The 13,354-nt window shown below is 70.0% G+C and carries 15 protein-coding genes; 3 read left to right on the top strand and 12 right to left on the bottom strand.

What is annotated here, in order from left to right; genetic code table 11:
• The first annotated feature begins 1 nt into the window (after position 1).
• Entirely contained in the window at positions 2-997 is a 996-nt protein-coding gene (coaA, locus tag ACGF2V_RS19145) for a type I pantothenate kinase (protein WP_362619258.1), read from the top strand.
• Between the two features lie 60 nt (positions 998-1,057).
• Entirely contained in the window at positions 1,058-2,011 is a 954-nt protein-coding gene (locus ACGF2V_RS19140) for a DUF389 domain-containing protein (protein WP_362619255.1), read from the top strand.
• A 144-nt stretch (positions 2,012-2,155) separates the two neighbouring features.
• Here ACGF2V_RS19140 and glmM read toward each other — a convergent pair whose 3' ends face one another.
• From glmM to ACGF2V_RS19120, 4 genes are all read right to left on the bottom strand, one after another.
• Complete coding sequence (glmM, locus tag ACGF2V_RS19135) at positions 2,156-3,514, bottom strand: phosphoglucosamine mutase (protein ID WP_362619252.1); 1,359 nt, start codon at positions 3,512-3,514, stop codon at positions 2,156-2,158.
• A 300-nt stretch (positions 3,515-3,814) separates the two neighbouring features.
• The gene (rpsI, locus tag ACGF2V_RS19130) at positions 3,815-4,342 is read right to left on the bottom strand and encodes a 30S ribosomal protein S9 (RefSeq protein ID WP_362619250.1); all 528 of its coding nucleotides are present in this window, start codon (positions 4,340-4,342) and stop codon (positions 3,815-3,817) included.
• A 44-nt stretch (positions 4,343-4,386) separates the two neighbouring features.
• Complete coding sequence (gene rplM, locus ACGF2V_RS19125) at positions 4,387-4,830, bottom strand: 50S ribosomal protein L13 (RefSeq protein WP_362619247.1); 444 nt, start codon at positions 4,828-4,830, stop codon at positions 4,387-4,389.
• Positions 4,831-5,181: 351 nt separating this feature from the next.
• The gene (locus tag ACGF2V_RS19120; protein WP_362619244.1) at positions 5,182-6,801 is read right to left on the bottom strand and encodes an ATP-binding cassette domain-containing protein; all 1,620 of its coding nucleotides are present in this window, start codon (positions 6,799-6,801) and stop codon (positions 5,182-5,184) included.
• A gap of 67 nt (positions 6,802-6,868) precedes the next feature.
• Here ACGF2V_RS19120 and ACGF2V_RS19115 point away from each other — a divergent pair, with 67 nt between their 5' ends.
• Positions 6,869-7,723, top strand: coding sequence for a hypothetical protein (locus tag ACGF2V_RS19115; RefSeq protein ID WP_362707129.1), 855 nt, complete (start codon positions 6,869-6,871; stop codon positions 7,721-7,723).
• Between the two features lie 41 nt (positions 7,724-7,764).
• On the opposite strand, the gene truA is transcribed toward ACGF2V_RS19115, so the two are convergent.
• The 8 genes from truA to map all read right to left on the bottom strand — a co-directional run bounded on the left by truA (position 7,765) and on the right by map (position 13,256).
• Positions 7,765-8,652: a tRNA pseudouridine(38-40) synthase TruA gene (truA, locus tag ACGF2V_RS19110; protein WP_362707228.1), complete on the bottom strand. Its 888-nt coding sequence runs from the start codon at positions 8,650-8,652 to the stop codon at positions 7,765-7,767.
• A gap of 129 nt (positions 8,653-8,781) precedes the next feature.
• Entirely contained in the window at positions 8,782-9,288 is a 507-nt protein-coding gene (rplQ, locus tag ACGF2V_RS19105; RefSeq protein ID WP_362619240.1) for a 50S ribosomal protein L17, read from the bottom strand.
• Between the two features lie 167 nt (positions 9,289-9,455).
• A complete protein-coding gene (locus tag ACGF2V_RS19100; protein ID WP_073786804.1) occupies positions 9,456-10,478 on the bottom strand; it encodes a DNA-directed RNA polymerase subunit alpha in 1,023 nt (340 codons plus the stop codon).
• A 122-nt stretch (positions 10,479-10,600) separates the two neighbouring features.
• A complete protein-coding gene (gene rpsK, locus ACGF2V_RS19095) occupies positions 10,601-11,005 on the bottom strand; it encodes a 30S ribosomal protein S11 (protein WP_125496499.1) in 405 nt (134 codons plus the stop codon).
• Between the two features lie 104 nt (positions 11,006-11,109).
• The gene (gene rpsM, locus ACGF2V_RS19090; protein WP_148838713.1) at positions 11,110-11,490 is read right to left on the bottom strand and encodes a 30S ribosomal protein S13; all 381 of its coding nucleotides are present in this window, start codon (positions 11,488-11,490) and stop codon (positions 11,110-11,112) included.
• 194 nt (positions 11,491-11,684) lie between these two features.
• Positions 11,685-11,798 carry a 50S ribosomal protein L36 gene (rpmJ, locus tag ACGF2V_RS19085; RefSeq protein ID WP_003956441.1) on the bottom strand — a complete coding sequence of 38 codons (114 nt, stop codon included), beginning with the start codon at positions 11,796-11,798 and terminating at the stop codon, positions 11,685-11,687.
• A 60-nt stretch (positions 11,799-11,858) separates the two neighbouring features.
• On the bottom strand, positions 11,859-12,080 hold the full coding sequence (gene infA / locus ACGF2V_RS19080) for a translation initiation factor IF-1 (RefSeq protein WP_003956442.1): 222 nt from the start codon (positions 12,078-12,080) through the stop codon (positions 11,859-11,861).
• A gap of 339 nt (positions 12,081-12,419) precedes the next feature.
• Positions 12,420-13,256, bottom strand: a complete 837-nt coding sequence (gene map / locus ACGF2V_RS19075) for a type I methionyl aminopeptidase (RefSeq protein ID WP_362619237.1) — start codon at positions 13,254-13,256, stop codon at positions 12,420-12,422.
• Between the last annotated feature and the right edge of the window lie 98 nt (positions 13,257-13,354).

Raw genomic sequence — 13,354 nt, 5'->3', positions numbered from 1 at the left:
TGTGATCACCTCGCCGCCACGGAGCACCCAGCGACGCGCCGAGCACGCGTCGACGCCGTACGTCGACCTGTCACGCGCCGAATGGAGCGCCCTGCGCGACAAGACTCCGCTGCCGCTGACCGCCGACGAGGTGGAGCGGCTGCGCGGGCTCGGCGACGTGATCGACCTCGACGAGGTCCGGGACGTCTACCTGCCGCTCTCCCGGCTGCTCAACCTCTACGTCCAGGCCACCTCGGGCCTGCGCGGCGCCCTGAACACCTTCCTCGGGGAGGCGGTGGGCGGCCACGGCGAGCAGCGTGGCACCCCGTTCGTCATAGGGGTCGCGGGCAGTGTCGCGGTCGGCAAGTCCACCACCGCCCGCATCCTCCAGGCGCTGCTGGCCCGCTGGCCCGAGCACCCCCGGGTGGAACTCGTCACCACGGACGGCTTCCTGCTGCCGATGAAGGAGCTGAAGGCGCGTGGACTGGTGTCGCGCAAGGGGTTCCCCGAGTCGTACGACCGCCGGGCGTTGACCCGGTTCGTCGCCGACATCAAGGCGGGCAAGGACGAGGTGACGGCGCCCGTCTACTCGCATCTGATCTACGACATCGTGCCGGGCGAGCGGCTCACCGTGCGCCGTCCCGACATCCTGATCGTGGAGGGGCTGAACGTGCTCCAGCCCGCGCTGCCCGGCAAGGACGGACGGACCAGGGTCGGGCTCGCCGACTACTTCGACTTCAGCGTGTACGTGGACGCCCGCACCGAGGACATCGAGACGTGGTACCTCGACCGGTTCCGCAAACTGCGCGCAACCGCGTTCCAGGACCCGTCCTCGTACTTCCGCAGGTACACCCAGGTCTCCGAGGAGGAGGCCATGACGTACGCGGCGACGACGTGGCGGACCATCAACCGGCCGAATCTCGTGGAGAACGTCGCCCCCACCCGAGGCCGTGCCACCCTGGTGCTGCGCAAAGGGCCGGACCACAAGGTCAGGCGGCTGTCCCTGCGCAAGCTCTGACGGCCCGCCGCCTCCGCCCTCGCCCGCTTCGCCGTCCGCCCTCACCAAGGAGCCCGTCGCGTGCTGCATCTGCGCCTGATCGTCCCGGCCGACCGTACGGACGAGGTGGTGCGCCTGATGGAGGGCACCACCGGTACGGCGCATCTCGTGGTGATGCCCGGGGTGGCCCGTGACCCGGCCGGTGACGTGGTGATGTGCGACGTGGCGCGCGAGGCGGGCGACGACCTGATCGGCGCGCTGCGCGGGCTCCGGATCGACGAACAGGGGTCGATCAGCCTGGAGAACCTCGACCTCTCCCTCTCGGCACACGCCGACAGGGCGGAGAAGGAGGCGCCGGGCGAGGGCGCGGACGCGGTGCTGTGGGAGGAGCTGACGGAGGCGACCCACGAGGAGTCCACGTTCAGCGTGACGTACGTGGCGTTCCTCGCGGTCGCGACGATGCTCGCGGCCTGCGGTGTGATGCTCGACAACGCGATCCTGATCGTGGGCGCCATGGCGGTCGGCCCGGAGTTCGGGCCGCTGGCCGGGATCTCCACGGCCCTGGTGCAGCGCGCCCCGCGGCTCGCACTGCGCTCGCTGTACGCGCTGATCGGCGGCTTCGCCGTCGCGATGGTGGTGACCGCCGGGTTCGTCTGGCTGATGGACGCCCTCGGGCAGTTCACCTACGCGATGATCGAGGCGGACCGGCCCAACACCTCGTTCATCTGGAAGCCGGACCCGATGTCGTTCGTGGTGGCGTTCCTGGCCGGGATCGCCGGGACGCTCTCACTCACGTCGGCGAAGTCCGGGGCGCTGATCGGGGTCGCCATCTCCGTGACGACCGTACCGGCCGCCGCCAACGCGGCGGTGGCGTTCAGCTACGGCGACTACGGCCAGACATGGGGTTCGGCGGCCCAGCTGATGGCGAACCTCGGCGGGATCGTGGTCGCGGGAGCCCTGACACTGCTGGTCCAGAAGGCCCTGTGGGCGGTCCACCGCCGCCGGGCGGGTCGCCCGTCCGGCGGCCGGCACTGAGAACCCGTCGGCCGCGCGCGGTTGACCACGCACACGCCCGACCGGGCACGCCGCACGGTTCACCACGCGCCCGCCCGACCGGGCACGCCGCGCGGCTCGCCGCGCACACACCCGACCGGGCACGGCCTCGTGCCAGGAGAGGGACTATCCCAGCGCCGACTTCACCACATCGGCCAGACGCTCGGCGACCGCCCGCGCCTGCTCGATGTCGGCCGCCTCGACCATGACCCGGACCAGCGGCTCCGTGCCCGACTGGCGCAGCAGGACGCGACCGGAGGAGCCCAGCTCGCGCTCGGCCCCGGCGACGGCGGCGGCGATCTCCGGAGAGGTGCCCACCCGGGACTTGTCCACGTCGGGAACGTTGATCAGCAGCTGCGGCAGCCTCTGCATCACGCCCGCCAGGTCGGCCAGCGTACGACCGGTCGCGGCGACCCGGGCCGCCAGGAGCAGGCCGGTCAGCGTGCCGTCGCCGGTCGTCGCGTGGTCCAGGACGATGACGTGGCCGGACTGCTCGCCGCCCAGGGCGTACCCCTCGGCCTTCATCGACTCCAGCACGTAACGGTCGCCGACGGCTGTCTGGACGAGTTCGATGCCCTCGCGCTCCATGGCCATCTTGAAGCCGAGGTTGGACATGACCGTGCCGACCACGGTGTCCTTGCGCAGCTTCCCGGCCTCGCGCAGGGCGAGGGCGAGCACGGCCAGGATCTGGTCGCCGTCGACCTCCTCGCCCGCGGCGTCCACGGCGAGGCAGCGGTCGGCGTCGCCGTCGTGCGCGATGCCGAAGTCGGCGCCGTGCTCGACGACGGCGGCCTTCAGCAGGTCCAGGTGGGTGGATCCGCAGCCGTCGTTGATGTTCAGGCCGTCCGGGTCGGCACCGATCGTGACGACCTGCGCGCCGGCCCGCGCGAACGCCTCGGGCGAGACCCGTGAGGCCGCGCCGTGCGCCTCGTCGAGCACGACCTTCAGCCCGTCGAGCCGGTTCGGAAGGACGTCGACGAGGTGGTTCACGTAGCGGTCGAAGCCCTCGGCGTAGTCCGTGACCCGGCCCACCCCGGCACCCGTCGGACGCGTCCAGGGCTCACCGGTGCGGTGCTGCTCGTAGACGGCCTCGATCCGGTCCTCCAGCTCGTCGGCGAGCTTGTGCCCGCCGCGGGCGAAGAACTTGATGCCGTTGTCCGGCATGGCGTTGTGGCTGGCGGAGAGCATCACGCCGAGGTCGGCGCCGAGCGCACCGGTCAGATGCGCCACCGCGGGTGTCGGCAGCACTCCGACCCGCAGCACGTCCACGCCCGCGCTGGCGAGCCCGGCGACGACGGCGGCCTCCAGGAACTCACCGGACGCACGCGGGTCACGCCCCACCACGGCTGTCGGCCGATGCCCCTCGAAGGTGCCCGCCTCGGCGAGCACATGCGCCGCAGCGACCGACAGACCGAGCGCGAGCTCGGCCGTCAGGTCCGCATTGGCGACACCGCGCACACCGTCCGTGCCGAAGAGTCGTCCCACTGGTGTCCTCCGAAGATGCTTCGAAACCGCACAACAAACCAAGACAAACCAAAGCAATACAGCCGCCCCCTGCGCACCACACGGTGCCCAGAACGCCGAGCACCGCACGGGGCCGGCATCCGGAGCACCGCGTCGAAACGGCACATGGAGCACGCGGGCCGCAACAGCACCACACCCGCACGCTTAAAAGCGTATGAACGCCTTATGCCGTTATACGCCCGGGGGTGCCAATAAACGAACGCCCCGGCCAGCACGAAGTGTGCCGCCGGGGCGAACGTGTAAAGCAGGCGAGCAGGCGATTTAGCGCTTGCTGTACTGCGGCGCCTTGCGGGCCTTCTTGAGACCGGCCTTCTTGCGCTCGACCGCACGGTCGTCGCGGGAGAGGAAACCGGCCTTCTTCAGCGTCGGGCGGTTGTTGTCGACGTCCGCCTCGTTCAGCGCACGGGCCACGCCGAGGCGCAGGGCACCGGCCTGACCCGAGACGCCGCCGCCCGAGATGCGGGCGATGACGTCGTAGCGGTTGTCGAGCTCGAGCACCTTGAAGGGCTCGTTGACTTCCTGCTGGTGCACCTTGTTGGGGAAGTAGTCCTCAAGGGTGCGACCGTTGATCTTCCACTTGCCGGTGCCCGGAACGATCCGGACGCGGGCGATGGCGTTCTTCCGACGGCCCAGGCCGGCGGCGGGCTGCGGGTCACCGAAGCGGGACGCCAGCGACTCGCTGGTGTACTCGCCCTCGACGGGAACCTCCGACTCGAAGGTGGTCACCTCGGCGAAGATCTCTTCGCCCTCGGTGCCCTCGACAGGGTTCTCAACAGTGGTCTCGGCCACGATTCTCCTCAGATCTTTCTCTTGGTCTTAGGGGGAGGCCGGAACTACTGCGCGACCTGGCTGATCTCGTACGGGACCGGCTGCTGAGCAGCATGCGGGTGCTGGTCGCCCGCGTAGACCTTGAGCTTCGAGAGAACCTGTCGGCCCAGGCTGTTCTTGGGGATCATGCCCTTGATGGCCTTCTCGACGGCCTTCTCGGGGCTCTTCGCGAGCAGCTCGTCGTAACGGACGGAGCGCAGACCGCCCGGGAACCCGGAGTGGCGGTACGCCATCTTCTGGGTCTTCTTGTTGCCGGACAGGTGGACCTTGTCGGCGTTGATGATGATGACGAAGTCGCCCATGTCCATGTGGGGGGCGTAGATCGCCTTGTGCTTGCCGCGGAGGAGATTCGCGGCCGTGGTGGCCAGACGGCCCAGGACGACGTCCTGGGCGTCGATGACGTGCCACTGGCGCGTCACATCTCCGGGCTTGGGGCTGTACGTACGCACGGTCGTAGCCTTCGCTTCTTCAGTGAGTGGGTCCTGACAAGGCCACCCGGCCGATCACACCAGCCCTGGCGGCTCCACGGGGACGCAACCCGAGTGCCTGCCGCTGGTCATCGGCCCGGTGGACCGGCGTAAGGGCCCCTCGCGTGAGAACGACCAAGCCAATACGCATAACAAAGCAGCAGACTACCGTCGCCCCCTGCGCGGGTCAAAATCACCGCCCGGCCCACCGAGGCACACCACCCGCCGGGGAAGCCGCCGAGCCCCGCCGGAGCGCGCCGGCGACGCCCCCGCCCGGCGGGCCCTGCGACGCGCCGCTCACCGCGCAGGCTCTCACCGCGCGAACGGCCCCGCTCAGCGCGCCCGCTCGACCCTCCGCTCGTCCCAGACCGGCTCCTTCGACTCCCGTACGACACCGTCCGAGCCGAACACCAGATACCGGTCGAAGGACTTCGCGAACCACCGGTCGTGCGTGACGGCCAGCACCGTCCCTTCGTACGCCTCCAGACCGTCCTGCAGGGCCTCGGCCGATTCCAGGTCGAGGTTGTCCGTCGGCTCGTCCAGCAGCAGCGCGGTCGTCCCGGCCAGCTCCAGCAGCAGGATCTGGAACCGGGCCTGCTGCCCGCCGGACAGCTTCTCGAACGGCTGGTCGCCCTGCCGTTCCAGCTCGTAGCGGCGCAGCACCGACATCGCCCCGCCCCGGTCCTTGGCGTGCTCCTTCCACAGGATCTCGACGAGCGTGTGCCCCAGCAGCTCCGGGTGCGCGTGGGTCTGCGCGAAGTGCCCCGGCACCACCCGGGCCCCCAGCTTCCACGTCCCCGTGTGCGCCACCGGCTCGCCCGCGAGCAGCCGCAGGAAGTGCGACTTCCCGGAACCGTTCGAACCGAGGACGGCGACCCGTTCCCCGTAGAAGATCTCCAGGTCGAACGGCTTCATCAGCCCGGTCAGCTCCAGCCCCTCGCAGGTCACCGCCCGCACGCCGGTCCGCCCGCCGCGCAGCCGCATCCTGATGTCCTGCTCACGCGGCGGCTCCGGCGGCGGGCCCGCCTCCTCGAACTTCTTGAAACGGGACTGCATCGCCCGGTACCGGGACGCCATGGCGTCGCTGTTCGCCGCCTGCTGCCGCAGCCGCAGGACCAGCGCCTTCAGCCGGGCGTACTCCTCCTCCCAGCGCCGCAGCAGCTCCTCGAACCGGGCGAACCGGTCCTTGCGGGCCTGGTGGTACGTGTCGAAGCCGCCGCCGTGCACCCACACGTCACTGCCCGCCGGGCTCGGCTCCACGCTGACGATCTTCTCGGCGGCGCGGGCGAGCAGTTCGCGGTCGTGGGAGACGAAGAGGACCGTCTTGCGGGTCTCCTTCAGCTTCTCCTCCAGCCAGCGCTTGCCGGGGACGTCGAGATAGTTGTCGGGCTCGTCGAGCAGCAGCACCTCGTCCGGCCCGCGCAGCAGCGCCTCCAGCACCAGCCGCTTCTGCTCCCCGCCGGACAGCGTGCGCACCTCGCGCCACTGCGCCTTCTCGTACGGGACGCCGAGCGCGGCCGTGGTGCACATGTCCCACACCGTCTCGGCCTCGTACCCGCGCGCCTCCGCCCAGTCGCTCAGGGCCTGCGCGTACGCCATCTGCGCGGCCTCGTCGTCGACGGTGAGGATCAGCTCCTCGGCCCGGTCGACGGCCAGGGCGGCCTCCCGGATACGGGGCTGGGCCACGGAGACCAGCAGGTCCCGGACCGTGCGCTCGTCTTGGACCGACCCCACGAACTGCGGCATCACCCCGAGCCCGCCGCTCACCGACACGGAGCCGCCATGCGGCTGGAGCTCCCCGGAGAGCAGCTTCAGCAGCGTGGTCTTCCCCGCGCCGTTGGCGCCGACCAGGGCGACCACGGCCCCGTCCGCCACCCGGAACGAGGCATCACCGAGCAGCACCCGCCCGTCCGGTAGGTAGTACTCCAGGTGGCCCGCTTCGAGATGTCCCATGCGCAGCATTGTCACGGCCCGTGCGGTACCGGCCCAACTGTTTTCGGTTCCGTCTAGGATGCGCCGCATGAGCTATGGGCAAGGGGGGCCCTCCTGGGGGCCCGGAGGCACACCGACTCCGGACTGGGCAGCGCTCGCCGACGCGTCCTCGGCACGGGGTCGCCGCAAGAAGTGGCTGCTGATCGGCGGCGGGGTGCTCGCCACCGCCGCGGTGGGCGCCATCGTGGCCACCGCGGTCGTCACGACGGGCAAGGGCGACAACGGCGCGGGCTCCGGCAAGAACGCGCGCCATCTCCCTGAACCGGCCGACCTGCCCGACGAGACCACCGGCCCGGAGCCGTCCTTCTCCTCGGTGGCCCCGCCGCCCCCGCCGGACCCGAAGGACTACGTGTCCGACGCCGAGAAGGACAAGGCACCGATCACCGTCGACGCGTTCTTCCCCGGCAGGAAGCTGACGATGGGCGATCGCGTCTACGCCAAGGGCGCGACCCATCGCACGGAGAACTGCGCCGCCCCCACCAAGAGCGGACTGGGGCAGGTCCTCACCGCCAACGGCTGCGAACAGGTCATCCGGGCCACCTACGGCAAGGACGGCGTCGCCGTCACCGTCGGCATCGCCGTCTTCCCCACCGAGGCCCGGGCCCGACGGGCGGCCCAGCAGTCCACCGGCGGCATCGCCGCGCTCGGCGGTGCCGGCGTACCGGCCTTCTGCCCCGCCGGCACGGTCTGCCGTCGTACCGCCAACTCCTACGGCCGCTACGCCTACTTCTCCATCAGCGGCTTCACCGACGGCAAGAACGTCACCACGGACGACAAGAACGTCTACGCCACCGGCAACGACCTGACGAACTTCACGTTCCGCCAGATCCACCGCCGCGGCGAACTCCAGGCATCCGCCGCCGCCACCGCCCAGACCGGCTGACGCCCCGGGCCGCCCCGCAGCACCGGCCCGGTGCCCCGGCCTCAGCAGCAGCCCGCGTCGTCCCGGTCGCCGCCGTCGCCGCCGCCCGTCCCGGGGAGCGTGCGCACATTGCGCGCCTCCACGGCTCGGGCGGCCAGCAACGCGTCGGCCGGGTAGGCGACCTCCTCCAGCGTCAGGCCGTGCGGGCGCACCACGTGCACCCCCGGGTTCCGTACCCGCGCCGCCAGCACCCGGGCAGGCCACTCCGGCGCCCGGCGCCCGTCCCCGACGAACAGCGCCGCACCGATCAGCGCCCGCACCATGTTGTGGCAGAACGCGTCGGCCTGCACGGTCGCCGTCAGGATGCCCGACGCCTCGTCCCGTACCCAGCTCAGCTTCTGGAGCGTGCGGATGGTCGTGGCGCCGTCGCGCTTCTTGCAGTACGCCGCGAAGTCGTGCTCGCCGGTCATCCGCGCCGCCGCGTCGTTCATGGCGTCGACGTCCAACGGCCGGTCGTGCCACAGGACATGACCGCGCAACAGCGGATCCACCCCGCCCAGGCGGTCGCAGACCCGGTACGCGTAACGACGCCACAGCGCCGAGAAGCGGGCGTTGAACCCGGGCGGGGCCTCGGCGATCCGCCAGATCCGCACATCGGGCGCCATCCGTCCGGCCATCCGGCGCAGCAGCTTGTCGCCGTGCTCGGCCCACACCTCGTCCGGCAGGTCCACATGGGCGACCTGCCCCCGCGCGTGCACGCCCGCGTCCGTGCGCCCGGCCACGGTCAGGTCGTACGTCCGCACCGAACGAGTCACGGTCCGCAGCGCGTCCTCGATCTCGCCCTGGACGGTCCGCCGCCCGGTCTGCTTCGCCCAGCCGGAGAATTCCTTGCCGTCGTACGCCAGGTCCAGCCGCAGCCGTACGAACCCGGCCTCCACCTCGTCACCCACCGTCACTCACCACAGATCTCTTTCTGCCCGTGCCTACGGAACGGGCCCGCACCGCCCCGAAGGGTGATGCGGGCCCGTCCAGCGGTCTCGGAACGCTCAGGCGTCCTCGGACTCAGGTGTCCCCAGGACTCAGGCGTCCTTGGACTCCGCCTCGGCGGCCTCGGCCGGCTTGGCGTCCTCGACGGCCTCGGCCTCGGCGGCGTCCTTCTTCAGGGCGTCCTCCTTGACCGCACGCTTCGTGGCGGCCTCGGCCTCACCGGTGGCCTGCTGGGCCACGGTCAGCGCCTCGACCAGCTCGATCACGGCCATCGGGGCGTTGTCGCCACGACGGTTGCCGATCTTGGTGATGCGGGTGTAACCACCGGGGCGGTTCTCGTACCGCGGGGCGATCTCGGTGAAGAGCGTGTGGACGACGCTCTTGTCCGTGATCGACTGCAGCACCAGGCGACGGTTGTGGATGTCGCCCTTCTTCGCCTTGGTGATGAAGCGCTCGGCGACCGGACGCAGGCGGCGGGCCTTGGCCTCGGTCGTCGTGATGCGGCCGTGCTCGAACAGCGCCTTCGCGAGGTTGTTCAGAAGCAGCTTCTCGTGCGCGGCGCTGCCACCCAGACGGGCACCCTTGGCGGGCTTCGGCATGGTTCTTCTCCTTGTGTGCTGCACCGGCCGTGTCAGGTACCGGTGTCAGTTCCCCCGTGGCGGACGCCACGCGGGAGATCCGGATCGGGCCCGTCCGACGATGGGGACAGAACCCGAACCCCGGTCCGGGGCGCCCGGAAATCCCGGGCGCCCCGGACGGAGGCGGTTCAGTACTGCTCGGTCTCCGCGAAACCGGCATCCGCGTCGTCGTCGGCGCCGAAGGCGTCGGCGGCGGCGGTCGGGTCGAATCCGGGCGGGCTGTCCTTGAGCGCCAGGCCCATGCCGGCCAGCTTCGCCTTGACCTCGTCGATCGACTTCGCACCGAAGTTGCGGATGTCGAGCAGGTCGGCCTCGGACCGGGCCACCAGCTCGCCCACCGAGTGGATGCCCTCGCGCTTGAGGCAGTTGTACGAGCGGACCGTGAGCTCCAGCTCCTCGATCGGCAGCGCCAGATCGGCGGCGAGCGCGGCGTCCGTCGGGGACGGGCCCATGTCGATGCCCTCGGCGTCGATGTTGAGCTCGCGCGCCAGACCGAACAGCTCGACCAGGGTCTTGCCCGCCGACGCCATGGCGTCACGCGGCCGCATGGCCTGCTTGGTCTCGACGTCGACGATCAGCTTGTCGAAGTCGGTGCGCTGCTCGACACGGGTCGCCTCGACCTTGTAGGTGACCTTGAGCACCGGCGAGTAGATGGAGTCGACCGGGATACGGCCGATCTCCTGGCCCACCTGCTTGTTCTGGACGGCGGAGACATAGCCGCGACCGCGCTCGACGGTCAGCTCCATCTCCAGCTTGCCCTTGCCGTTCAGCGTGGCCAGGACCAGGTCCGGGTTGTGGACCTCGACACCGGCCGGCGGGGCGATGTCCGCGGCGGTGACCAGGCCGGGGCCCTGCTTGCGCAGGTACATCACGACCGGCTCGTCGTGCTCCGAGGAGACGACCAGCTGCTTGATGTTGAGGATGAGGTCGGTCACGTCCTCCTTGACGCCCGGCACGGTGGTGAACTCGTGCAGGACACCGTCGATCCGGATGCTGGTGACGGCGGCACCGGGGATCGAGGAGAGGAGCGTGCGGCGGAGGGAGTTGCCGAGGGTGTAGCCGAAGCCCGGCTCCAGCGGCTCGATCACGAACCGGGAGCGGAACTCGTCAACGACCTCTTCGGTCAGCGACGGACGCTGAGCGATAAGCATGTTGCGTTCCTTCAGTCGTGGGCGCCCACTATTTGACGCCCCCAGGTACTGACAAGGGTACGGGCGGTACGACCCGAAGAGGGCCGTACCGCCCGGACCTGCGGTGCTCTACCGCGCAGAAGTCAGACGCGGCGGCGCTTGGGCGGCCGGCATCCGTTGTGCGGGGTGGGGGTGACGTCCTGGATCGAACCGACCTCCAGGCCGGTGGCCTGGAGCGAACGGATCGCGGTCTCGCGGCCGGAGCCCGGACCCTTGACGAAGACGTCGACCTTGCGCATGCCGTGCTCCTGCGCGCGGCGGGCGGCCGACTCGGCGGCCATCTGCGCGGCGAAGGGGGTGGACTTGCGCGAGCCCTTGAAGCCGACGTGGCCGGCCGAGGCCCAGGAGATCACGTTGCCCGAGGGGTCCGTGATCGAGACGATCGTGTTGTTGAACGTGCTCTTGATGTGCGCGTGGCCGTGAGCGACGTTCTTCTTTTCCTTGCGACGCACCTTCTTGGTTGCGCCCTGACGTCCCTTGGGGGGCATGTCTTGACTCCAGATGGAGAGGGGAGGTGATCGGTCCTACAGCGAAGACCGCTGGTTGCTGCGGGTTCCGGTGGTCCGGACGGCCGCAGTGCGTCCGCTGAGGACTACTTCTTGCCCGGCTTCTTCTTACCGGCGATCGCGCGACGCGGGCCCTTGCGGGTACGAGCGTTCGTGCTGGTGCGCTGGCCGTGGACCGGCAGGCCGCGGCGGTGACGCAGACCCTGGTAGCAGCCGATCTCGACCTTGCGGCGGATGTCGGCCTGGATCTCGCGGCGGAGGTCACCCTCGGTGCGGAGGTTGGCGTCCACGTACTCGCGGATCTTGACCAGGTCCTCTTCCGCCAGGTCGCGAACGCGGGTGTTCGGGTTCACGTCGGTGGCGGCGAGGATCTCCTTGGACCGGGTGCGCCCGATGCCGAAGACGTAGGTGAGGGCGACCTCCACGCGCTTTTCGCGCGGGATGTCAACACCTGAAACGCGTGCCATGCAATGGCTCCAGTTGTCATGTCGGGGGTCTTCCGCAGTGCCGCTCCCGACCGCCGACCCCTCGTCCGAGAGGTGGTACGTCCGGGTCCCCGGCCCCCGCCGGAGGTGTCGTCAGCCGAAGCTTGGACGGACTCTGCGTATGTACGGTGTTACGTGCGTCGCGCGAAGTGCTGCGAGATGCAGGTGGTCGTGCGTCAGCCCTGGCGCTGCTTGTGGCGCAGGTTGTCGCAGATGACCATGACCCGGCCGTGGCGGCGGATCACCTTGCACTTGTCGCAGATCTTCTTGACGCTCGGCTTGACCTTCATGGGATGTCAGGTTCTCCGGGTCAGTGCCATCACCGCGGCGGAGCGCGGTGCGGGCAAGATCTACTTGTAGCGGTAGACGATCCGGCCACGCGTCAGGTCGTACGGAGAGAGCTCCACGACGACCCGGTCATCCGGAAGGATACGGATGTAGTGCATCCGCATCTTGCCGCTGATGTGCGCGAGGACCTTGTGACCGTTCTGGAGCTCCACCTTGAACATGGCGTTCGGGAGGGACTCGATCACGGTGCCCTCAATTTCGATGGCACCTTGCTTCTTGGCCACGCTTCGCCCTTCGAATCGGCTACCTTGATCGGCTTCCCGCATCGGATGTGGATATGTGGACACACGGATGCACGAGAGCCGACGCGTCAGTCTACGCCAGCGAACCCCAAAAGACGAATCCGTCAAGTTTGCCCGGCGGAGTAGATCCTTAGACCTCCGCAAGGCGGTCACATCATCCCGTCGCCCCTGCCCCGTCGCCCCCGAGGAGCCCGACGGATCCGCTCCGGCCGTACGGGGCCGGCTCGGCCGAACGGGTCGGCCCGGGGTCCGGCCTCCCCGCGGCCCTCGCGGGCTCGGCGCCGGACTCCGTCCGTCGGATCCCCTGGGCTGACCCGGGCGTCAGCCCAGGGGATCCGGCGCCGCCTCGATGCCGTACTGGGCCAGCTTCGCCCGCCCGCAGTCGGGGGCGGTCAGGACCAGCGGGCCCTGCTCGGTCAGGGCGATCGAGTGCTCCCAGTGCGAGGACCAGGTGCCGTCCGTCGTGATCACGGTCCAGTCGTCCTGGAGCACCTCGGTCTTCGCCGTGCCGAGCGAGACCATCGGCTCGATCGCCAGGCAGACGCCGGGGACCAGCCGGATACCCTTGCCGCGCCCCCGCGAGACGTAGTTCAGCAGGTGCGGGTCCATGTGCATCTCGGTGCCGATGCCGTGGCCGCCGTAGTCCTCGATGATCCCGTACTTGCCGGTCGCCGGACGGGGCTGGCGGCGGATGTAGGACTCGATCGCCTTCGAGATGTCGACGAGGCGGTTGTTCACCTTCATGGCCGCGATACCGGCCCACATGGACTCCTCGGTCACCCGGGAGAGCTCGACCAGCTCGGGTGCGTGCCCGGTGCCGACGAAGGCGGTGTACGCGGCGTCGCCGTGCCAGCCGTCCACGATCGCGCCGGCGTCGATGGAGATGATGTCGCCGTCCTTGAGGACGGTCTTGTCGTCCGGGATGCCGTGGACGACGACCTCGTTGACCGACGTGCAGATCGTCGCGGGGAAGCCGCCATACCCCAAGAAGTTCGACTTCGCGCCGTGGTCGGCGATCACCTTGCGGGCGGCCCGGTCCAGGTCCGCCGTCGTGGCGCCGGGGACCGCCGCCTCCCGGGTGGCCGCGTGAATGGCAGCGACCACCAGGCCCGCCTCACGCATCTTGGCGATCTGCTCGGGGGTCTTGATCTGCACCATGCTGCGGCGCCTCTCTGCATCGTTGGGTGACGGGTGCGGCGTACTCAACGATACGGCGCACGCAGTCGGCCGCGGCGCCCGAGGACGCCGCGGCCGAC

The sequence above is a fragment of the Streptomyces sp. NPDC047982 genome (assembly GCF_043204165.1).
Taxonomy (GTDB): domain Bacteria; phylum Actinomycetota; class Actinomycetes; order Streptomycetales; family Streptomycetaceae; genus Streptomyces.
The sequence above is the reverse complement of the archived record's forward strand: the minus strand, read 5'-3'. Positions and strand labels throughout refer to the sequence as shown.